General features: G+C 42.6%; 16 protein-coding genes, 3 tRNA genes, 2 rRNA genes and 1 pseudogene. 14 read left to right on the forward strand and 8 right to left on the reverse strand.

The genetic code is table 11. The features are described from left to right. Both PSH54_RS12300 and rrf read left to right on the forward strand, forming a co-directional pair. Window positions 1-1,422, forward strand: a 23S ribosomal RNA gene (locus PSH54_RS12300); the annotation flags it as partial. 202 nt (window positions 1,423-1,624) lie between these two features. Continuing rightward, window positions 1,625-1,739, forward strand: a 5S ribosomal RNA gene (gene rrf / locus PSH54_RS12305). Window positions 1,740-2,104: 365 nt separating this feature from the next. Here rrf and PSH54_RS12310 read toward each other — a convergent pair. Continuing rightward, window positions 2,105-2,200, reverse strand: a pseudogene (locus PSH54_RS12310) (sugar O-acetyltransferase); the annotation flags it as partial. A 137-nt stretch (window positions 2,201-2,337) separates the two neighbouring features. Between PSH54_RS12310 and PSH54_RS12315 the strand changes: the two are divergent. Beyond that, entirely contained in the window at window positions 2,338-2,994 is a 657-nt protein-coding gene (locus tag PSH54_RS12315; RefSeq protein ID WP_273606248.1) for an NAD(P)H-dependent oxidoreductase, read from the forward strand. Between the two features lie 49 nt (window positions 2,995-3,043). On the opposite strand, the gene PSH54_RS12320 is transcribed toward PSH54_RS12315, so the two are convergent. The 3 genes from PSH54_RS12320 to uvrD are packed head-to-tail and all read right to left on the reverse strand — an operon-like array spanning window position 3,044 to window position 8,154. Next, entirely contained in the window at window positions 3,044-3,892 is an 849-nt protein-coding gene (locus tag PSH54_RS12320; protein ID WP_273606249.1) for a chemotaxis protein, read from the reverse strand. Window positions 3,893-3,950: 58 nt separating this feature from the next. Then, window positions 3,951-6,011 (reverse strand): GNAT family N-acetyltransferase, encoded by a 2,061-nt coding sequence (locus tag PSH54_RS12325; RefSeq protein ID WP_273606250.1) that lies wholly within the window; start codon window positions 6,009-6,011, stop codon window positions 3,951-3,953. Beyond that, a complete protein-coding gene (gene uvrD / locus PSH54_RS12330; RefSeq protein ID WP_024031969.1) occupies window positions 5,989-8,154 on the reverse strand; it encodes a DNA helicase II in 2,166 nt (721 codons plus the stop codon). Before uvrD ends, PSH54_RS12325 begins: the two co-directional genes overlap by 23 nt. 311 nt (window positions 8,155-8,465) lie before the next feature. On the opposite strand from uvrD, the gene PSH54_RS12335 reads away from it, so the two are divergent. Beyond that, window positions 8,466-8,690 (forward strand): hypothetical protein, encoded by a 225-nt coding sequence (locus tag PSH54_RS12335; RefSeq protein WP_004588664.1) that lies wholly within the window; start codon window positions 8,466-8,468, stop codon window positions 8,688-8,690. A gap of 113 nt (window positions 8,691-8,803) precedes the next feature. Beyond that, window positions 8,804-9,172 carry a YacL family protein gene (locus PSH54_RS12340; protein ID WP_273606251.1) on the forward strand — a complete coding sequence of 123 codons (369 nt, stop codon included), beginning with the start codon at window positions 8,804-8,806 and terminating at the stop codon, window positions 9,170-9,172. A gap of 130 nt (window positions 9,173-9,302) precedes the next feature. On the opposite strand, the gene PSH54_RS12345 is transcribed toward PSH54_RS12340, so the two are convergent. After that, the gene (locus PSH54_RS12345) at window positions 9,303-9,947 is read right to left on the reverse strand and encodes a peroxiredoxin-like family protein (protein WP_273606252.1); all 645 of its coding nucleotides are present in this window, start codon (window positions 9,945-9,947) and stop codon (window positions 9,303-9,305) included. Window positions 9,948-10,052: 105 nt separating this feature from the next. Here PSH54_RS12345 and PSH54_RS12350 point away from each other — a divergent pair, with 105 nt between their 5' ends. Beyond that, window positions 10,053-10,676 (forward strand): dUTP diphosphatase, encoded by a 624-nt coding sequence (locus PSH54_RS12350; RefSeq protein ID WP_004588667.1) that lies wholly within the window; start codon window positions 10,053-10,055, stop codon window positions 10,674-10,676. An 8-nt stretch (window positions 10,677-10,684) separates the two neighbouring features. On the opposite strand, the gene yrfG is transcribed toward PSH54_RS12350, so the two are convergent. Next, window positions 10,685-11,332: a GMP/IMP nucleotidase gene (gene yrfG / locus PSH54_RS12355; protein ID WP_004588668.1), complete on the reverse strand. Its 648-nt coding sequence runs from the start codon at window positions 11,330-11,332 to the stop codon at window positions 10,685-10,687. Between the two features lie 62 nt (window positions 11,333-11,394). Here yrfG and nudE point away from each other — a divergent pair, with 62 nt between their 5' ends. The 7 genes from nudE (at window position 11,395) to PSH54_RS12390 (ending at window position 16,458) form a co-directional block, all read left to right on the forward strand. Then, window positions 11,395-11,967, forward strand: a complete 573-nt coding sequence (gene nudE / locus PSH54_RS12360) for an ADP compounds hydrolase NudE (protein ID WP_029772216.1) — start codon at window positions 11,395-11,397, stop codon at window positions 11,965-11,967. Continuing rightward, window positions 11,960-12,751 carry a 3'(2'),5'-bisphosphate nucleotidase CysQ gene (gene cysQ, locus PSH54_RS12365; protein WP_004588670.1) on the forward strand — a complete coding sequence of 264 codons (792 nt, stop codon included), beginning with the start codon at window positions 11,960-11,962 and terminating at the stop codon, window positions 12,749-12,751. Before nudE ends, cysQ begins: the two co-directional genes overlap by 8 nt. Window positions 12,752-12,899: 148 nt before the next feature. Then, window positions 12,900-12,976, forward strand: a tRNA-Met gene (locus PSH54_RS12370). An 80-nt stretch (window positions 12,977-13,056) separates the two neighbouring features. After that, window positions 13,057-13,133 (forward strand) — tRNA-Met (locus tag PSH54_RS12375). 296 nt (window positions 13,134-13,429) lie between these two features. Next, window positions 13,430-13,506 (forward strand) — tRNA-Met (locus PSH54_RS12380). 795 nt (window positions 13,507-14,301) lie between these two features. Beyond that, entirely contained in the window at window positions 14,302-14,916 is a 615-nt protein-coding gene (locus PSH54_RS12385; protein WP_055255143.1) for a trimeric intracellular cation channel family protein, read from the forward strand. 33 nt (window positions 14,917-14,949) lie between these two features. Continuing rightward, entirely contained in the window at window positions 14,950-16,458 is a 1,509-nt protein-coding gene (locus tag PSH54_RS12390; RefSeq protein WP_004588672.1) for a YifB family Mg chelatase-like AAA ATPase, read from the forward strand. A gap of 105 nt (window positions 16,459-16,563) precedes the next feature. Here the strand turns inward: PSH54_RS12390 and PSH54_RS12395 are convergent, their stop codons facing one another. After that, the gene (locus PSH54_RS12395) at window positions 16,564-17,268 is read right to left on the reverse strand and encodes a response regulator transcription factor (RefSeq protein WP_004588673.1); all 705 of its coding nucleotides are present in this window, start codon (window positions 17,266-17,268) and stop codon (window positions 16,564-16,566) included. A 179-nt stretch (window positions 17,269-17,447) separates the two neighbouring features. Further along, a complete protein-coding gene (locus tag PSH54_RS12400; protein WP_273606253.1) occupies window positions 17,448-19,943 on the reverse strand; it encodes an alpha/beta hydrolase family protein in 2,496 nt (831 codons plus the stop codon). 84 nt (window positions 19,944-20,027) lie between these two features. Between PSH54_RS12400 and PSH54_RS12405 the strand changes: the two genes are divergently transcribed. Continuing rightward, window positions 20,028-21,104 carry a CNNM domain-containing protein gene (locus PSH54_RS12405; RefSeq protein ID WP_004588675.1) on the forward strand — a complete coding sequence of 359 codons (1,077 nt, stop codon included), beginning with the start codon at window positions 20,028-20,030 and terminating at the stop codon, window positions 21,102-21,104. Window positions 21,105-21,119 lie beyond the last annotated feature (15 nt).

A 21,119-nucleotide genomic window follows, 5' to 3' on the forward strand; every position in this document is an offset into this window, starting at 1 on the left:
GACTTAGGTAAATCCGGGTTGCTGTTAGGCTGAGACACGAGACGAGCACCCAAGGGTGTGAAGTTGCTGATGCCATACTTCCAGGAAAAGCCTCTAAGCTTCAGATTATACCGAATCGTACCCCAAACCGACACAGGTGGTCAGGTAGAGAATACTAAGGCGCTTGAGAGAACTCGGGTGAAGGAACTAGGCAAAATCGTACCGTAACTTCGGGAGAAGGTACGCTCCTATCTGTGATGAGACTTGCTCTCTAAGCGGACGGGAGCCGCAGTGACCAGGTGGCTGGGACTGTTTATTAAAAACACAGCACTGTGCAAAATCGCAAGATGACGTATACGGTGTGACACCTGCCCGGTGCCGGAAGGTTAATTGATGGGGTTAGTTTTCGGACGAAGCTCTTGATCGAAGCCCCGGTAAACGGCGGCCGTAACTATAACGGTCCTAAGGTAGCGAAATTCCTTGTCGGGTAAGTTCCGACCTGCACGAATGGTGTAACCATGGCCACGCTGTCTCCACCCGAGACTCAGTGAAATTGAAATCGCAGTGAAGATGCTGTGTACCCGCGGCTAGACGGAAAGACCCCGTGAACCTTTACTACAGCTTGGCACTGAACATTGAACCTACATGTGTAGGATAGGTGGGAGACTTTGAAGCAGCGACGCTAGTTGTTGTGGAGTCGTCCTTGAAATACCACCCTTGTAGTTTTGATGTTCTAACGTTGGCCCCTGAATCGGGGTTACGGACAGTGCCTGGTGGGTAGTTTGACTGGGGCGGTCTCCTCCCAAAGAGTAACGGAGGAGCACGAAGGTTGGCTAAGTACGGTCGGACATCGTACGGTTAGTGTAATGGTAGAAGCCAGCTTAACTGCGAGACAGACACGTCGAGCAGGTACGAAAGTAGGTCATAGTGATCCGGTGGTTCTGAATGGAAGGGCCATCGCTCAACGGATAAAAGGTACTCCGGGGATAACAGGCTGATACCGCCCAAGAGTTCATATCGACGGCGGTGTTTGGCACCTCGATGTCGGCTCATCACATCCTGGGGCTGAAGTCGGTCCCAAGGGTATGGCTGTTCGCCATTTAAAGTGGTACGCGAGCTGGGTTTAGAACGTCGTGAGACAGTTCGGTCCCTATCTGCCGTGGGCGTTTGAGAATTGAGAGGGGTTGCTCCTAGTACGAGAGGACCGGAGTGAACGAACCGCTGGTGTTCGGGTTGTCATGCCAATGGCATTGCCCGGTAGCTACGTTCGGAACTGATAAGCGCTGAAAGCATCTAAGCGCGAAGCAGGCCTCGAGATGATTTCTCACTAGACTTTTAAAGTCTCTGAAGGGCCGTTGAAGACTACAACGTTGATAGGCAAGATGTGGAAGTGGTGTGAGCCATTAAGCTAACTTGTACTAATTACCCGTGAGGCTTAACCATACAACGCCAAACGCGTTTTGTGACAGAAACAAGCGACAGAAGTTAATAGCTAAAGTAGATAGATACTTAGACTTAAAAAATATTATCAGAATTTTCCAAATTTATGAGGTGACTCTTAGCGCGTAGCGTTAACATTGAGGCACCTTGCGCAAAGGAAATAGTAGCACTACGTGCTTGTCCTTAATCCTTTGCACCTAATTTGCTTGGTAACCATAGCGTTTTGGACCCACCTGACCCCATGCCGAACTCAGTAGTGAAACGAAACAGCGCCGATGATAGTGTAGCATTTGCTATGTGAAAGTAGGACATTGCCAGGCTCCAAATACAAGAAAGCCCGACTCGTAAGAGCCGGGCTTTTTTACGTCTACAGGAAAGTGAAAAAAGCACTCGTAATGAATTCACTTTTAAACCTAAAATGTAGGTCGGGCGAGCGAAGCGACACCCGACGCAATGATAATGTCCCATTTGCTATGTGACTCTCTACCGCTGTGGGCACTACGACATCGCCAGGATCCAAATACAAGAAGGCCCGACTCGAAAGAGCAGGGCTTTTTTATGTCTGCAGAAAAGTGAAAAATACATTGCAGATATTATTCGCACAGTCTCCACCACCTCCGTAGCGTGGGTTGAGTATCACGAAACCCGCGGATAAGGCTCGCCGCACATCTTTGTATGATAAATATAGTGTTCTTATCTCACGAGTTGGATTACCAGCAACAACAGTATCCGCCTCTATATGTTTCGTAACGACCGATCCCGCACCAATAACACTGTTATCCCAAAAGGTATGGGCTTGATCTATTATCAAATTTTTTTAGAAAGTCTTTTAAGTATTTTGCTAATTATCAATTGATAGCAAAGCCTATAAACTTGCTCCATCTTGTATTTACATACCTTACCAAAGGGGAGAAGAGCATGTCTCATCAAATTATTAAAGACTTACATAACCGTTACACGGCTAAAAAATACGATACGAGCAAACGTATTTCATCGGCGGATCTTGACGTAATTAAAGAAGCTATTCGCTTGTCTGCTTCTTCAATCAACTCTCAACCTTGGAAATTTGTATTGGTAGAAAGTGATGAAGCTAAGCAGCGTTTGCACGATACATTTGCTAACAAGCACCAGTTTAATCAATTACACGCTAAAGAAGCGTCGCATACGCTGTTATTAGCTTACGATCCTAAGTTTACTAAAGAGAAGTTTGTTAAACGTGTGGATGTTGAAGTGAGCTCTGGTCACTTACCAGCGCAACTGCGTGAAAGCTTTATGAGTGCCTACGCTTTTGCTGAAATGAATACGGATGAAAATGGCTACAATGGCAGCTGGACTAAAGCACAAGTTTACCTAGCACTGGGTAACATTATGCATACACTGGCGCGTTTAAATATTGCATCTACGCCTATGGAAGGTGTTGACCCAGAGTTAATCGGTGAGAAGTTTAGCGAAGAGCTTGATGGCCATATTTGTGAAGTGGCACTTGCAATGGGTTACCCAGTTGAAGAAGAAGATTGGAACTTTGGCAAACCTAAAGCGCGTTTACCAGTTGAAGATATTATAGCTACTGTATAACGTGTTGCTATAAGCTAATTAGCCGAGAGCCTTCTCGGCTTTTTTATTTTTAGAATAAACCATACGCTTGTGTTTCTTCGTCTTCCTGTTGTGCTAAATGATCAGGTCTAAATATTGCGCTAGGGTCTATTAAAACACTGTGTTTTTCGGCTAACTTTATTAGCCCTCGCATCATGCCTCTGGTTTGCGGGTCTATATCAAAGCCTACTTCGGTTAATTTATCGAGTGGCTTAATGTCTTCTTTTTTATAATCTATATTGTCCTCTACTTTATCTACTAGTAATCCGATATGCGGGTTGAGCCCATCTTTAGTAGTAAAAACAATAATAGGTTTATAATCGAGTGTTATTTGCTCTTTTGCCGCATCAAACAGTCGTTGTAGTTGCATAAAGCTGTTGCGCTTTATACTCGCTAAATATTTACTGGCTTGTTTATAGTCTTGCTCGTTATGAGTACTAACTGCGCAATCTGTTGCTGTTACTAGCGCTTGAAAAGGCTCATCAAGTTTTTCTATGATAGATTTTAGGTCACTGTTGTCAGTTTTAAACTCTTTATAAAATACGGCGATGTTGTGCAGCTGAGTTTTATCGTTTGTTATTACGTGGCTCTGTTGCGCGATGCTTTTTTCAAATTGGCTAAACCAATCATTAAGCGAGGCTTGCCAGGTTCTTAGCTCATTAAGTGCTTTTTTATTACTTTGCTCTGTAGAGCTGCCATTTAAAATAACACCTAGGTCGAACACCGGCGTGGGTGTTTCCATGTAGTCTTTTACACCAATAAAGCTCTTATTGTTATTTGGCAATGTAGTGAGGTTATTATCAAACCGCTCGGTGAGTAAAATATCGAGAATTTTAAGTGAAATGGTTTTACAGCCCACTTGAAAGTTTATGAATTCCATACCTTTATCTTTAATTGCCTTGTAATGCTTTAAGGATAGAACAAAATAGATAAATAGCTTAAAGGTTGTGTGGTTTTTTAATTAGTGACTTAACTGCGAGTTTAAATTGTTGCTCTAATGCTTTTTTTCCACTTAAGCAATGTTGCTTGATTAGCTGATCATTACTGTGGTTTTGTAATACCATTTGTATCAGCAAGTGGCGATCTTCACTTTTAGTTGCCATTAGGCAGGATGGGGAGTGGCTAAATAAATACCATAGTTTTGGCGCGGTATTAAAGCGATTTATTGAACTAATTGCGGTGTTTATAGGTGGGCTGGGCACGCTAGATTCATCGATAAATTTACTTATTAGCTCACTGACTAACTCACTGTCGAGTTGGCTAAAGTGCGTTAATAAACCATAAAACAAATCACTTTTAAATTGCTGAGCTAAGGTATGTAAGCCCTGCGTGGAAGTGTCTAATGCTTTAATAACGAGGGCTGAGTGCTCACCCGTGCTTTTATCTCGCTGATAACCTAGCTTTACAGCACAAAATTCCTGAGATTGCCAAAAACGTAAAAGCCCTACTGTAGCCCCAAAACTTGCACCTATATAACTACAGGTGGGGGTTAGCTGATGTTGGCAATGCGCTAGCAATGCTTTACCTACGCCTTGTTGGTGCAGGTTAGGTGCAACAGCTATACGAATAACGCGTGCGCTTTGTTTTGTTAAATAGCTTGGCTGTGCGCTTAATTGCGCGAGCGATTGCGCCATTAAATGCCCTTGTGGGCGGCGCTCACCACTGATTACTTGCTTAGCTAGCTCTGCATCCATACCGCCTTCAACTGCTATTAAACACACACCCACAACATGCATGTCGCATCTACTAATAAACAGCCTTTGCGCTGGGGCATCAAGTAATTGGCGTAAATCGTTAACACTGCTCTGGTAATGGGCAAGTGCTAGCAACGCAACTATTTGCTGCAGTAAAGGCTCATTGTCAACGAGTTGCTGTTGAGTGACTTCAACGTGCTCAATGCTATTTAAAGCGGGTGGGTATTCGTTATATTGTGCATCTAAAGCAAAGAGTGTGCGTACATGTTGCTCAAGAGGGTCGCCCTTGGCAAAGCGTAAAGGCTCTTCTAAGTTTACAATTTTTGCCGCTTTGTAATTTGCTTTAATATGTTGCGTAAAGCGAATGGTATAGCCTCGGCCATTACCCTCGTAGCCTACCAAGGTGCTCGCAAAGACTATGCGCGGGTAGTGCTTTAACATGGCTAATAGTAGGGGTACAGGGATTGCGGCGGCTTCATCAATCAGTAATAAATCACATGGCGGCAACTGATTAAGTAGTGCATCGGGCGCCATGTATTGTAAATTAGCTAAATGTTTTTGCTGAGCCTTGTATTCCACCTGTAAGGTTTTAGCTAAATGCTTAAAACAGCTATGGGTGGCTCTAAATTGTGTTGCGCATACAATGATTTTTTTATCATGTAATGTTGCGGCTGCAAGACCTAGCGCGGCTGATTTTCCTCGCCCTCTGTCGGCATTAATAATTAAAGGCCTGTTCGCACGTCCTGTGGCCACCTTAGTTATTTGCTCAACGCATTGCTGCTGCGCCTGATACTCAATTTTATTTGTTACATTACTTTTGAGCGGCGGCTGTTTAAAGACAGTGTGTTCATCAAAGTGTATGGCAGGTAGCGTTTGTAAAAGGCGAGAAAAACGTAAATTAAAATAGCTTTGCTGATTACTACACCCATAAGACTGCACGCTTTGCAGCGCAGGGTCTTGCCATGAGGCTAAACGTTGTAAATCAGGCAGTAATAAAAATAAAAGCCCGCCGGCTTTTACGGTGCCGGCTAATGCAGCGAGTTTATCGGGGTAAATACCACTAAAGCCATCATAAACGGCATGAGGAAACTCTTGCCCAAGTAGTTGATGAGTATGCTCAGGCCAACTTGCATTGGCAAGGCTGCTTGAAAGTAGCTTTACATCATCCGAACGGGTTAACGCGCTTAATAGTTCATAGCACCAAGTAGGCTGGCCTGTAATAAGCACTAACTGACGATGCTTAGCGCCAGTTAGTTGCTGCGTTAATTGCTCAACACAGTGCTTATACAGCTTGAAGTCGTGCATATGCGGTTACTAACCATTTGCTGCCAAGGTCGTCAAAGTTTACTTGCACACGCGATTGCGCGCCGCTGCCTTCGTAATTAAGCACAGTGCCAATACCAAATTTAGCGTGCAGTACACGTTGGCCTAAATTAAAACCACTTTCTTCAAATACAGCATGGCTTACTGATGCACTAAAACGTCCTGCAGCAGGCGGTCGTGATACCTGTGTTTTAATACGAATTTCTTCTACGCAATCTTCGGGTATTTCACGTAAAAATCGCGATGGGCTATGGTACTTTTCTTGGCCGTATAAACGACGGCTTTCGGCATGGCTTATGTAAAGTTTGTCCATGGCACGGGTCATGCCCACGTAACAAAGGCGGCGTTCTTCTTCTAAGCGTCCTGATTCTTCATTACTTTGCTGCGATGGGAACATGCCTTCTTCAACGCCCACCATAAACACAAGTGGAAACTCTAAGCCCTTAGCAGAGTGAAGAGTCATCATTTGCACAGCGTCTTCGTGTTCATCGGCTTGGCCTTCACCAGACTCAAGCGATGTATAAGCTAAAAAGCCTTGTAGTGGTGAGCTAAACTCTTCTTCTTCGGGGAGTTCATACTGATCGCAGGCACTGATAAGCTCTTCTAAGTTTTCTACGCGAGCTCGGCCTTTTTCGCCTTTTTCAGCTTGATACATAGCCATAAGGCCAGAGGTTTGAATAGCGTATTTGGCTTGCTCTTGCAGTGTAAGGTCGCTAATTTTATCTTCTATGTGCTCTACCAACTCTACAAATTTTGTAACAGCGCTTGCCGCACGACCCGATAAATGTTGCTGTTCAACAATTGCTTTAGCTGCGTACCAAAGAGGCAGCGACTCAGCACGCGCACAGTCGCGTATATGACTTAATGTTTTATCGCCAATACCACGCGCAGGGGTGTTAATTACACGCTCAAATGCGGCGTCGTCTTGGCGGTTTCCTACCAATCGTAAGTACGATAGCGCATCTTTAATTTCTTGGCGCTCGAAGAATCGCATACCACCGTAAATACGGTATTTTAAGCCTTCTTGAAGCATGGCTTCCTCGAGTACACGAGATTGCGCGTTACTACGGTATAAAATAGCGGCGTCTTGCAACGCATTACCAGCATTTAACCAGCTGCGTAGCTTGCTGCTTACAAAGCGGGCTTCGTCTAGCTCGTTAAAGGCGGCATAAATTGATATAGGCTCGCCTTCGTTACCATCGGTCCAAAGGCTTTTACCCATGCGCTCTGAATTGTTTTTAATTAGCGCATTAGATGCTTTTAGGATGGTTGCGGTTGAGCGGTAGTTTTGCTCAAGACGAATAGTTTCGGCGTCAAAATCAGTTAAAAAGCGTTTAATGTTTTCTATTTTAGCGCCGCGCCAACCGTAAATACTTTGGTCATCGTCGCCTACAATCATAATGCTTTGTGTATCACCAGCAAGTAGCTTTAACCATGCGTATTGAATGGTATTGGTATCTTGGAACTCGTCTACCAGCATGTGGGCAAAGCGCTGCTGGTAATGGCGAAGTAGCGTAGGGTTATTTTTAAGTACTTCGTAGCTACGTAGCAGTATTTCGGCAAAATCGACTAAACCTGCACGGTCACACGCCTCTTGATAGGCGGCATATACACGTAGCATCATTTGCTCGTTTATATCGTAGGCTTGAATATCTTTAGGGCGCAGGGCTTCATCTTTTTTAGCACTGATGTACCAGCCAAATTGTTTGGCGGGCCACTTTTTGTCATCAATATTCATTGATTTTAATAAGCGCTTGATCATTCTTAGTTGATCGTCAGAGTCTAAAATTTGAAAGGCTTCTGGCAGGTTTGCTTCACGGTGATGAGCGCGCAAAATACGGTGTGATAAACCATGGAAAGTACCAATCCACATACCACCGACAGGGGCTTTTAGGGTTTCTTCAACACGGGTGCGCATTTCTTTAGCGGCTTTATTGGTAAAAGTAACTGCAAAAATACTATAGGCTGATGCTTGCTCAACCTGCATTAACCACGCGATACGATGAACTAAAACACGTGTTTTACCCGAACCAGCACCTGCTAATACCAGCATGTTTTGTAGTGGGGCTGCAACGGCATCGCGTTGTTTGTCATTTAAGCCATCGAGTAATTCAGAAACGTCCATCGTTACGCCTTTTCAATCAATAATGAGGGCAGTATAACAGGTGTTTTTGTTAGGCTAAATAAAATACTGTTTTTATGAACAGCTATTCTAAAAATACTTGTAAAACTAATCGCTTAGTCGCTTTTTTGTACTCTTAAGTAACGATAATTAATAATAAAAATAATCAAATTGACCTATATTTAGTAAAAAATACTAAAGCAGTTATTTAGTAGTAATTTAACTATTTGATTTTTAAGCTTTAATAAATTGGCATAAAGTGTGATAGTAAGTAAATAACTAAAACTTAAAATTAATTAACTACAGAGGTGAGTATGGCTGATCAAGGTTCTGGCGGTAATGTTATTGCAGCGTTGTGTAATATATTTTTTCCTGGTTTAGGGCAATTGGTACAAGGGCGAATTTTAGCCGCTATCTTTTTTGCGCTAGCTATTATAATTAGTTACGCACTTATTTATGTATTAGTAGGCTTCGTACTCGTGCCTATTATTTATTTATGGTCGATTATAGATGCTGCACGTTTTAGATCGCGAAGTTAGCTTTTATGTCACCTATTTAATAGCGCCCATTGGCGCTATTTTGCGTTTTAGGGTCGGTGTTTAAGGCTATTTATGGGTATAATTAGCGCATTAGCGTTTTAAAAGTAAAAATTATGGAATATCAATTTATACGTGACCCTATTAGTGGGCTGCGCATTAAAATAAGCAGCGAGCATGCCCTAATTGGCCGCTGGTTAAACGAAGAAATTGGCAAAGAAAAAGTCGCGATGGCACAAGCACTTATTAGCTCGGTAAAAACAAGTTACGAGCCAATAACGTTAAAAGGCCAAGAGATAGACTTAATACTTTCTAAAGACGAAGCCTTATTTGAAGCCCATGCTCTACACCAAGACAGCGAAGATTTAGTCGCCTATCAAGATGATGACTTAATGCTTGAAGAAAATGGCCTAGTGAGTGGTTGTGGCTTTGAAGATTTTATAGATTTAATAGAGTCGTGGGCTGAGTTTAGTGGCTCGCGTTAAATGTTTAAAAGGCCAACCTAGTTGGCCTTTTTTGTAATATCAATTGTGTTAAGTTATTAGGCATTTATAGCGCTCTATTTAGCACCCTAGAATGGTTAAATATTTAAGTCGATTGGTATATATCTACAAATTATTGATTTTCTATTGATTTAACGCCAGCTAATAATAGCTCCTCTGTTAAACGTACTTTGTAATTAGGGTTTGCGTACTGAAAATACACAACGCCGCTTTTATCAATTACAAATACAGCCGGTACAGGTAAGGCGACGTTTACCTTGCCTTGGGCATCAACAAAGTTAACACCGCGCTTATTGCGATAGATAGCAGCTGTTTTATCATCTAAAAAATAAGCTAAACCTAAGGCTTTTGCTAGGGTTAAGCTATCATCTGAAAGCAGTAAATAATTTGGCGAACTTATTTTACTTTGGGCTAGTTTTTCTGGGCTATCTGGCGATACTGCAATAATTTGCGCGTTTAAATTAGCGAGTTGCTGCTCAATTTTTTGTATATTAGCCAGTTGCTTTGAGTAATAAGGACACCAACCTCCGCGGTAAATAATAAGCACTGTTGTTTTTTCAGCAAAGCGCTTTTGTAACTCTACATTATTACCATGTTGATCTTTGAGCGTTATATTAGGCACGCTTAAGCCCGGTAATAATGGTGATACTTGCTCAGGGGCTGCAGCAATTCCTTCTGTACTTGCTTGCGCATTCGTTACTAAAAAAGCAGCCATTACAATAGTCGCCAAGGTGTGCAGTAACACTTTACTCATCATTATTTCCTGCCCTGTTTTTATGTGCTGTTTATAATAGATCAAAAATGCACTTTTTATTATTTGCCTGTATCATAAGCGTAATTTAAAAGCTCAAGTGGAAACGATATGTCAGCCAACTTAAATAAGCTAGTAGTAATGCTAGAAATGCAAAATGCCATGAACACTAAAGTTCATGATCAATGGTTTAGCCAAGGCTTTGAGTGGTACAGAGCCATTTGGGTAGAGTGTGCAGAAATGCTAGATCATTACGGTTGGAAGTGGTGGAAAAAACAAACCCCAGACACCGAGCAAGTCATTCTAGAATTGGTTGATATATTTCATTTTGGTTTGTCGTTAAGAATTGACGGAACAACCTCTTACGAAGAGTTAGCTAAGCAGCTAGAACAAGAACTTAGCGCACCACAGGCCGCAGATGACTTTAAACAAACTCTTGAAATATTAGCAGCTTCAGCAGTTGCAAATAAAACCTTTAACGCGGCCGCGTTTGCAGGGTGTATGGCGCAAATAGGGATGGATATTGACGATTTATACCGCGGTTACGTAGGTAAAAACACGTTAAACTTTTTCCGCCAAGATCATGGCTACAAAGATGGCAGCTACATCAAAGTATGGAATGGCCAAGAAGATAACGAGCATTTAGTCGAAGTCGTTAAAAGCCTTGATACCGAACATGCCGACTTTGCAAAGTTAGTATATCAAGGCCTAGTGGCGCGTTACCCGCAACAATAATCTAGCTGCTAGATTATGTTTCTGTAGTCGGTTACGTTTAAGTAATCGGCTATTACATTATGTGGTTGCTGGCTATCTGGGTTAGCCACCGCAAGTAAATGTTCAATGCCGTATTCTCGGGCAGCATTTAAAACTGGCACACTGTCATCAACAAACAAAGTGCGCTGCTTATTAAACCCTAAGTCTTTTTGTACTTGATGCCATAAACTTTGCTGCTCTTTACTCACTCCGTATTGATGAGTAGACACCACGCCATCTAAATAATTATCTATCGCGGTATGTTCAAATTTAAGCATGACGTTTTCAGGGTGGGCGTTAGTTAAAAGAATTAGCTCTTTACCTGCCTTTTTTAACTCAGTTAAAAAGTGGGGCACATCTTCGCGTACTTTTATTAAGTGCTGGGTTTGGCGTTTTAATTCCATTATCGGTAAATTGAGTTGCTCTTGCCAATAATCTAAGCAATACCACTGTATTTGACCACTTACCGCTTGATAGCGTTTGTGCATATCGGCTTTTGCTTCATCAAGGGTAATATTGCGAGTGAGCGCAAGTTGCTCTGGTACAACGTTAAGCCAAAAGTGACTATCGAAATGTAAATCGAGTAATGTTCCGTCCATATCGAGTAAAACGGTATCGATTTTTGACCAATTTAGCATGGGCTTTTCCTTGTGAAAAGTTTATGATTAAGCACAACTGCCATGATAGCAAAATAACGCCAATGACACAGAAAAAGCACCCAACTCCGCCTCAAATTATTAGTAACAATGTAGTTGCTAAAAGCCGTTTATTTACTGTTGAATCGTTAGAGCTTAAGTTTTCTAATGACGAAGAGCGCCAGTATGAGCGCATACGTGGCGGTGGCCGCGGGGCTGTAATGATTGTACCAATAACTGCAGATAACGAAATGCTACTGGTACGTGAATATTGCGCGGGCACAAACGACTACCAATTAGGCTTTCCTAAAGGCTTGATAGACCCTGGCGAAACACCACAGCAAGCTGCAAACAGAGAGCTTAAAGAAGAAGTGGGTTTTGGTGCTGAATTTTTTGAGCCGCTAAAAGTAGTATCAATGGCGCCAAGTTACTTTAACGCGACCATGCATATTTTATTTGCTAAGCAACTATATCCGCAAACATTAGAAGGTGATGAGCCCGAACCTTTAGTGGTTGTTAAGTGGCCATTAACAGATTGGCAGTCATTATTAGAGCAAGACGATTTTACCGAAGCTCGCAGTGTTGCCGCTTTGCTATTATTAAATAAGTATTTAGCGTCTGGAGCTGCAAATGAATAAATTACTAGAGCCTTGTATTGAACTTGCACAAAGTGCAGGCGATGCCATTATGGCTATTTATAAAAAAGACGATATTGGCCAGCAAGAAAAATCAGACTCTACGCCTGTTACAAAAGCAGATTTAGCGTCTAACGATGTGCTTGTTGCTGGTTTAAAAGCGCTTGCGCCCGACATTCCTATCATGTCGGAAGAAACGCCTATTCCGGCACTTGCCCAAAGAAAGAACTGGCAGCGCTATTGGTTATTAGATCCGATGGATGGCACTGGCGAGTTTATTTTAGAAAGTGGTGACTTTGCCGTTAATATTGCACTTATTGAAAATAATCACCCCGTTTTAGGTGTGATTCATTGGCCAGCAAAAGGGATCACTTACTTTGCTACTGCTAATCAGGGGGCATTTAAACGAGAAAATGGTAGCGACACAAAAATGTCGGTAGCAACACCCGATAACCTAACGTTGGCAGTAAGCCGTAGACAAAAAATTGAAGCGGTCAGTCAGTATTTAAATACGCAGTTTGCCACTATTGCAGTCGGCTCGTGCTCGCTAAAAGCATGTATAGTTGCCGAGGGTAAAGCCGACTGCTTTTTACGAATTGGCCCTACAGGCGAGTGGGATACCGGCGCGTCACAAGTTATTGTAGAAGAAGCGGGTGGTTGTATAACCGATGCAGAATTTAATCCGCTTACTTATAACCAGCGTGAGAGCACTGAAAATCCTGACTTTATTGTAATGGGACACCCAGATTGGGAGTTTCAAAAAATGATAAGCCCACATCAGAGATAGCTATTTATAGTGCTTGTTGATTGCTTTTTGTTCGGTTGAACACAATTAACTAGTTAAAGCCTTGCAATATAAGTTTATTCCTATATTATAGCGCTCTCTTCGAAACAGGCTCGTTATTAACACGAAACTATTTCAAAGAAATTACAGGCGCGGGATGGAGCAGCCTGGTAGCTCGTCGGGCTCATAACCCGAAGGTCGTCGGTTCAAATCCGGCTCCCGCAACCAATTTTTTTAAAAAGTTTGGTTACTGTAAACTCTAACTTAAGAGATTAAATTAAGTAGTCGATAGACTTAAAATATACAGGCGCGGGATGGAGCAGCCTGGTAGCTCGTCGGGCTCATAACCCGAAGGTCGTCGGTTCAAATCCGGCTCCCGCAACCAATTTCCTTTAGGGGCTTGAGGTTACTGTAAAATGTTAGTTAAAGAAAAGCTTGTCGGTCTCAGCTCTTCATTAGCCAGCAAAGGTAGTCGTTTTAAATCCGGCTCCCGCAACCAATTTCCTTTAGGGGTTTGAGGTTACTGTAAAACGTTAGTTAAAGAAAAGCTTGTCGGTCTCAGCTCTTCATTAGCCAGCAAAGGTAGTCGTTTTAAATCCGGCTCCCGCAACCAATTTCCTTTAGGAAGTTGGCAGCCACGTTGTAATGTAAGCAACGCTAAATAAGTATACATATTTCAGGCGCGGGATGGAGCAGCCTGGTAGCTCGTCGGGCTCATAACCCGAAGGTCGTCGGTTCAAATCCGGCTCCCGCAACCACTGAAATACATAAAATGAAACGACACGCTTAAAGCGTGTTTTTTTATGCCTGAAATTCAGTGAAATGAATAGCTCGTCGGTCTCAGCTCTCCATAAGCCAGCAAAGGTCGTCGGTTCACCTTTCATAAGCTCTGGCTCCCGCAATCACTGAAATAATAAGTTATATTAAATCGACACGCCAAAAGCGTGTTTTTTTATGCCTGAAATTCAGTGAAATGAATAGCTCGTCGGTCTCAGCTCTCCATTAGCCAGCAAAGGTCTTTGGTTCACCTTTCATAAGCTCTGGCTTCCGCAACCACTGAAATACATAAAATGAAACGACACGCTTAAAGCGTGTTTTTTTATGCCTAAAATTAAGTGAAATGGATAGCTCGTCGGTTTCAGCTCTCTATAAGCCAGCAAAGGTCGTCGGTTCACCTTTCATAAGATCTGGCTCCCGCAACCACTGAAATACATAAAATGAAACGACACGCTTAAAGCGTGTTTTTTTATGCCTAAAATTCAGTGAAATGAATAGCTCGTCGGGCTCAGCTCTGCATAAGCCAGCAAAGGTCGTCGGTTCACCTTTCATAAGCTCTGGCCCCCGCAACCACTGAAATACATAAAATGAAACGACACGCTTAAGGCGTGTTTTTTTATGCCTAAAATTTATATTTCTTTCCCTATAAAGCACTCTTAAATTTATACCCCCAAGCAATATCTATAAATATTATAAACTTCTCTAAAAATACGTTATTACTTAAAACTTTGTATAGTTTGTGTTAAAACGGCACAAATAATTTTGGGTTGTTCCACATGACTGAACTTTATCACTGGTTTGATTTAATCGGCATTGCTGTGTTTGCTGTTACAGGCACTTTGGTCGCACACGAAAAGAAAATGGATGGTTTTGGGGTTGTAGTATTAGCAGCGGTAACAGCGATTGGGGGCGGTACGGTTCGCGATCTCATATTAGATGTTCCGGTATTTTGGTTACACGATCAAAGTTTTTTTTATGCTATTTTAGCCGCGGTATTTATTACCACGCGGCTTATTAACAAGCAAAAGTCGATTCCGCACTACACATTACAAATTGCCGATGCATTTGGTTTAGCATTTTTTGCGGTAATGGGCACCCAAAAAGCCTTACTAGCCGGCATGCCAAATATGACCGCGATTATTATGGGTGTAATTACCGGTTGCTTTGGGGGCATGCTCCGTGATGTGCTTGCTCGCGAAATTCCTATGCTGCTAAAAGGCGAGTTATACGCTATTACCTGTATAGCTGGCGGTGTAGTTTATACGCTGGGAATTCACTTTGCGTTCGCGACCGAGCTGGCCATGGTAATGGCAATGCTAACCACCTTATTGCTTCGTATTGCGGCTATTAAATGGCAAATCACAGTACACGTTTTTAAATATTCTGACTAAACTAATTAATTAAACCATTAATTAGGATAAGGAATGTCGCTAGCTCGAATCTATTCTCGTGCCCAAGTGGGTATAAACGCCCCCGAGGTTATTGTAGAAGTACACCTAGGTAATGGTTTACCGGCATTTAATATTGTTGGGCTGCCAGAGGCTTCAGTTAAAGAATCAAAAGACAGGGTGCGTAGCGCCCTAGAAAACTCTCAATTTGGTTTCCCTGATCAACGCATTACCGTAAATTTAGCCCCTGCCGATTTACCAAAAGATGGCGGGCGTTTTGACTTAGCCATTGCCGTAGGTATTTTAGTGGCCTCGGGGCAGGTAGTGTGTCCAGATATACATAAATATGAATTTTACGGTGAGCTTGCCCTTAATGGTGAAGTGCGGGGAGTTAATGCCATTTTGCCTTCTGTACTTGCTGCAAAAGAGCAAAACCGTTGCTGCTTTTTACCTTTTACCAACGATAGCCTCGCAAGTTTGGTGAACGGCGTTAAGCGTAAAGCGGTTAACTCGTTACAAGAAGTATGGGGGGATTTATTAAATCAGCAGCCACTACCTTTAAATATTGAATACCCAGATTGCGCCCAGTCTCCCGACTTTTTACTCGATTTAAGTGATGTTAAAGGCCAACCTGGTGCTAAGCGAGTGCTAGAAATAGCCGCCGCTGGAGGCCATAACCTACTTTTTTTAGGTCCACCTGGTACGGGTAAATCTATGCTAGCGCAGCGTATGGCGACGATAATGCCAACCATGTCTGACGATGAGGCAATATCAACGGCTGCACTTTATTCTATTATTGGCCAATCAATTGATTTAAATAATTGGCGCCAACGGCCTTTTCGAAACCCACACCACACATGCTCGGCAGTCGCTTTAGTTGGTGGCTCTTCAAACCCTAAACCGGGTGAAATTTCACTTGCGCATAACGGGGTGCTATTTTTGGACGAGCTTCCGGAATTTGAACGTAAGGTACTTGATTCGCTGCGTGAACCCATGGAAACCGGCTCGGTGGTTATTTCGCGGGCAGCAAGGCAAATGGAGTTTCCAGCGCAGTTTCAGCTTATAGCCGCACTAAACCCAAGCCCTACAGGGTGTCATAATGATAAGCGAGCAACACCTGACCAAGTGATGCGCTATTTATCGCGCGTATCAGGCCCGTTTATCGATCGTATCGATTTACAAATAGAGCTGCCGCGACTAACAAGTGTTGAGCTACAAAGTACTGAGCCTGAAGAAACCAGCGCCCAAGTAAGAGCCCGAGTAGAAGCGGCCTACAGTGCACAGCTAAAGCGCCAAGGTAAGGTTAATGCACGATTAAATAATAAAGAAATGAATATACATTGCACTTTAGCCCCTGCTGAGTTGCAGTTTTTAGCACGCGCTAGCGAAAAGCTGTCGTTATCGCCACGCTCTTACCATAGGGTTATTAAAGTGGCGCGTACTATTAGTGATTTAAAAGGTGCAGAGCATATTAGTTTAGAAGAGCTAAAAGAGGCGCTAAACTATCGCGCTTTTGAGCGGTTACTAGCGCAGTTAACTAAATAAACTAAACGTTGCTGGAAATAATACCGAACCGCAATAATGTTTAATCATTTTAAGGTGCTAAGCTCGGAGCCTGCTGCGTTTTTCTGCGTTTAAAATTTTAATGCGCTAAATTGAGAGCATGTAACCTTTGCCGCGCACGGTTACAATGCGTTTTTGGTCTTTTTCATCGTATAGTTTTTTACGCAAACGGCCAATTAAAACATCCACAGTGCGGTCATTTGGGCTCCAATCTGGTTGGCCTATTTCTTCTGATATTTTTTCTCGCGAGGTTGCTTTGCCTGCGTTGCTAATTAAACAAATTAGCACTTTGTGCTCGGCTTCGGTTAAGCGCGATTCAATACCTGATGAGGTAATTAATGTGCGGTTATCGGGGTGGAGTTTAAAGTCGGCGTACTCTATAAACTCTTCGCTTTCATCATCGTCTTGATTAATTGCAATACGTTTATAAAGTGCGCGCATGCGCAGCTCAAGTTCTAATAAATCAACAGGCTTACAAATATAGTCATCAGCACCTTGAGCAAGCCCTGCAATACGATCGGCTTGAGAATCGCGGCTAGATAAAACAATCACGCCAATATCGGTCAAAGTGTTGAGCTCTTTGGCAAGCTGCAACCCATCACGCTTGGGTAATACAATATCAATAATGGCAAGAGATATAGCACTGCGCAGGTTTACGCGTTGCCTAACTATGTTTAGGGCATCGGCACCTGTGGGGTCTATTTCTATCGAAAATTCGGTGTCTGTAAAGTGATTTTGGATGCGCTTAACGAGTAGCTCGTCGTCTTCAACCAATAAAACGTTAATTGCCATAGGACTTATTTTTGTATATTTATAGCTCTGTATGGTAGCACCAATCGTTAAATGCTGAGAAGGGGGCGGTGTAACTTTTCGGTAACTTTATGTTTCAGATATAAAAGGCGGCTTACCTAAGGTTGCTGTTTATGTGAGAAAGCTCAGCACATTTAGCTAAAAATGTGCTGAGCGCTGTGTTACTTATCTGAATACATTGCGTCCCACCACTGTGGTTCGCCTTTTAGTTGTTTATCAAAATAAGCAAGCATGGTGTTCCACCAATCAAAGCGTTTATCACGAGCAAAAATTTGATGGTCGGCGCCTTTATATTCAATAAGCTCTACGTCTTTATTTAAAAGCTTTAAGGCGGTATACATGGTTAAGCTTTCGCCAACAGGTACATTGGTATCGCTATCGCCGTGTAACAGTAGTAAGGGGGTCGTTACTTTATCGGCATGAAATACAGGGCTGTGATCGCTATAAAGCGAAGCATTATTCCACGGAAAGCTATTTTTTGATGCTTCGCCTGAGTATAAATACCCCCACCAACCTTCGCCCCAATACGAGGTTAAGTTTGATATACCCGCATGCGCAATAGATGCACTAAACATGTCTGTTTTGGTGGCAAGTAGCATGGTCATGAAGCCTCCGTATGAGGCGCCTAAATTACCCACTTTTTTGCTATCAACAAAATCGTATTTTTTTAAAAAGGCCTGCGTACCTTGCATTATATCGCTAGCGGTATAATCGCCCCAGGCGTTAACGTGCTGAGCAGAAAATGTTTGCCCAAAGCCAGTTGCCCCTGTTGGCTGCAATACATAAACAATATAGCCATTTGCTGCCCACAAGTTAAATGGGTAGCGCCCTGTAAAACCACGGGTAACCGGTGAGGTGCCACCGTAGTAATAGACAAGTGCAGGGTGTTTTTTAGTTTTATCTAGGTTAGTAGGTATGTACACACGCCCTGTAATTTCTACGCCGTCTTTATTTGTAAAGTTAAACTCTTCCAGAGTCGGTATTTGTGTATTAGCGTAGGCAAGCGGCTTAGAGTCCCAGATTAGGTCTGTTTTATTTTTACTTATATTTAAGCGTTTAAGCTGCTGAGGGGTGGATGCTGTGGTACCGCTTAGTAGTACTTGCGAGTTTCTCTCGTGCGAGTAGCTAAATTGCTCAACGATATCTAAACCCGTATTAAGTTTTTTAAAGCGCTGTTTGCTCAAGTCATATAAATACAAAGGTTGGGTATCTTGCTCTGTTACTTTTATAAGCGCATCGCCATTATCAAGCACATGTGATTCACCTATAGCGGGGTCAAACTGCTTACTAAGCGCTTTTACGTTTTTACCGTTATCGCTAAGTAAGTACAATTGGCCGTCGTAATTATTAGCTAACATCCCTTTTGGAAGGGCACGGCCTGCGCCATTTTTAAAATCTGGGCCAGCAACAACGTACACATCTTTGTTGGCGTACTTTGCATGGTTAAAGGTTTTAAATTTACCAAAAGACGTTATTTTATTCGATTGTAAGTCAAGTTCCACCAGTTCAGTTTCTGGGTGGGTAGTGGCTTGCATAACCATAACTTGGCGGCTCATTAATACTTTGCCACGATTAGTGTTTGCATCTTCAAAGCTATGCGAAATAGGGCCTTGGCTAAGCGCTTTGGTTAAACCGCTGTGGGTGTCTAACATATAGAGCTGACTTACGTTGCGTGCGTATGACCATCTATCTTGAAGGCCTTTGTAGTGCTTAGTTAAGCTGTTGTTGTCTTCGGGGGTTTTAGACCAGCTAAAAATAAGGCTGTTATTATTATAAAAATTAAAGTTACTTGCGCCTTCAAGCTCTCTGGCCAATGTTTTAATGCTGAGGTTTTTACGGTTTAGCTGTTTTAGTTCACTCCCTAACATATAAACTAAAAATTGATTATTGGGGCTCCATACCATATTGCTTGGTTGCTGGCCTTCAAAGCGATACAAGGTTTGATTTTGGCTATTTTTAAGCTCAGTTACCACGTTTGCTTGGTTAGCTGTTTTATTTGAATAGCTGCGTGTGCTGGTAACGTATTGCTTAGCATCGGGCGCTAAAGAAAGTCCACTAATGGTGGGTGCATCAAAAAGTTGCTCGGCTGAAAGTCGCTTAGTTGTAGAGGTGTTAATTGTAATGTTGTCAGTGTCGGCTTTGGGTTCAAAATCGAGAGAAACGTTGTTCCAGTTAGCCACTTGTTGCGCCACTACAATCACACTATGAGAGCCATTAGTTAACGATAAAGAGTATGTGTGGTTATCGCCTTTTTGAAGCTTGGCATCAATAAACAACTGAGCGTTCTCTATCCCTTTTATAGTTAATGTGCCTTGGCTATAGCGGGTTGTTTCAATATTGAACTTAAGCGCTTGTAGGCCACCGAAAGTAAGTGCGTTTACTTTATTAAACGGCTGCCAGCTATGCTTTTTACCAAATACAGACACACTTTGCGTATTACGTTGCAACTGCTCTAATAAGTTATTAACAATGGCTTGGCCGTGTGGTGTTTGAAATGGCTTAACTTGCATGTTTTCGCCTAAAGGGCCAATAAACTCGATATTTGATTTATCAAGCGGGGCTGCTATTGCTGTCAAACTCAAGCTGCCAAGAGCAAAAAAGGTAGCTGCTTGTTTTAGTAATTTATTTTTTGTGGTCCAAGGTGAGCTAATTCTCATATTTGTGCCTATTATTGATAGTTATTTGGCCAAATATAGCATGTATTGTTACCATGCTCATATGTTCAACTCATCGGAGAAAAAGTGACTTTACTGATTGTGTACATGGTTGCTGCCATCGTTATTTCTTTTTTATGCTCTGTAATGGAAGCTGTACTGTTAAGTATTTCGCCCAGCTATGTGGCGCTATTACGCAAAAAACAGCCTGAACTTGCAAAGCAGCTCGAAAAACTAAAAAATAATGTAGATCAACCGCTTGCTGCAATACTAACGCTTAACACAGTGGCCCATACCGCCGGTGCTGCAGGTGTGGGTGCACAAGCCGCTGTGGTTTTTTCAGATGCGGCAGTAGGAATTGCCTCTGCCATAATGACACTCTTAGTATTGGTACTTTCAGAGATTATTCCAAAAACCTTAGGGGCCAATTATTGGCGTGCCTTAACCCCTAGCGTGACCTATTCTTTACGCTTTTTAGTGATATCGCTAAAACCATTTGTGTGGCTTGCTCAAAAGCTTACTAATTTAATGGGGGCCAAGCACGATGAGGCTTTTTATATTCGCCAAGAAATAGAAGCCATGGCAGATATAGGCACCGAAACTGGGGCAATCCATGCCGATGAGTCAGAAATAATCCGCAACCTTTTACATTTTAGGCATGCGAAATTAACCGACTTAATGACGCCGCGTACTGTGCTGTATAAAGTGCATAAAGGGTTAACGGTCGATCAGTACATGAGCGAGCATGGCTCGTCATCATTCTCGCGCGTGTTAGTGTTTGATAAAGACGCCGATGACATAATTGGCTTTGTGCATAAAAACGATATTATGTTGGCTTATCACCGCTTAGGTACCGATTATAAAATTAGCAAATTAGTTAAGCCTATTCATACGGTACCCGAAGGGCATAATGTGTCATCGCTACTACAAACCTTGCTTAAACAGCGTACTCACATATGTTTAATTGTTGATGAATACGGTGATGTTCAAGGCATTGTAACCCTAGAGGATATGATAGAAGCCCTTATGGGGCTTGAAATTGTTGATGAGCGCGACCAATCGACCAATATGCGCATGGTTGCCAAGCAGCGCTGGCGCCAGCGTTTAGCAAGCAGCGAGCACATAGTTAGTGAAGATGACGACACGCCCCGAGATAATAAATAATTACGACGGGGTTGA

Origin of the sequence: Pseudoalteromonas sp. Angola-30 (assembly GCF_028599215.1) — a bacterium.
Taxonomy (GTDB): domain Bacteria; phylum Pseudomonadota; class Gammaproteobacteria; order Enterobacterales; family Alteromonadaceae; genus Pseudoalteromonas; species Pseudoalteromonas atlantica.